Consider the following 829-nt stretch of genomic DNA (forward strand, 5'->3'; position numbering starts at 1 on the left):
GACCACCCCCTGCGGTAGAGGTCAGGCTGAGGAAATTGCCCATTTCCCGCCATAAACCCGGCGCACCTCGATCTTGTCTCGGGACACGCGCCAAAAGGCTCGGCGAGGGGGCAGGCCGCTCCGCCCCATTTGCAGGGAAGATGGGGCAAGGAAGAGTATGGACGCCAAAGTCATCTCCAAGGCTAAGCTCCCTAGCCGCTATGTGACCGTCGGTCCGGCGCGTGCGCCGCATCGTTCCTATCTCTATGCCATGGGTTTGTCGGCGGCCGAGATTGCGCAGCCGCTGGTCGGGGTCGCCTCCTGCTGGAACGAGGCGGCGCCCTGCAACATTTCGCTGATGCGCCAGGCGCAGGTGGTCAAGAAGGGCGTCGCGGCCGCCAGCGGCACGCCGCGCGAATTCTGCACCATCACCGTCACCGATGGCATCGCCATGGGTCACCAGGGCATGAAGTCGTCCCTGGTGTCGCGCGAGGTCATCGCCGATTCGGTCGAGCTCACCATGCGCGGCCATTGCTACGACGCGCTGGTTGGGCTCGCCGGCTGCGACAAGTCGCTGCCCGGCATGATGATGGCCATGGTGCGGCTCAATGTGCCGTCGATCTTCATCTATGGCGGTTCGATCCTGCCCGGCAGCTATCGCGGCCGCCAGATCACCGTGCAGGATGTTTTCGAGGCGGTCGGCCAGCACTCGGTCGGCACGATCAGCGATGACGAACTGCTTGAGATCGAACAGGTCGCGTGTCCCTCGGCCGGTTCCTGCGGCGCCCAGTTCACCGCCAACACCATGGCGACCGTCGCCGAGGCGATCGGCCTGGCGCTGCCCTATTCC

1 protein-coding gene is annotated in these 829 nt (G+C 65.1%); it reads left to right on the top strand.

The genetic code is table 11. From position 1 onward, the window contains the following. Nucleotides 1-157: 157 nt before the first annotated feature. The coding region (locus tag EN884_RS37440; RefSeq protein WP_206617775.1) for a dihydroxy-acid dehydratase at nucleotides 158-829 on the top strand (672 nt) is incomplete at its 3' end.

The sequence above is a fragment of the Mesorhizobium sp. M7A.F.Ca.AU.001.01.1.1 genome (assembly GCF_004022735.1).
Classification (GTDB): Bacteria; Pseudomonadota; Alphaproteobacteria; order Rhizobiales; family Rhizobiaceae; genus Mesorhizobium; species Mesorhizobium ciceri.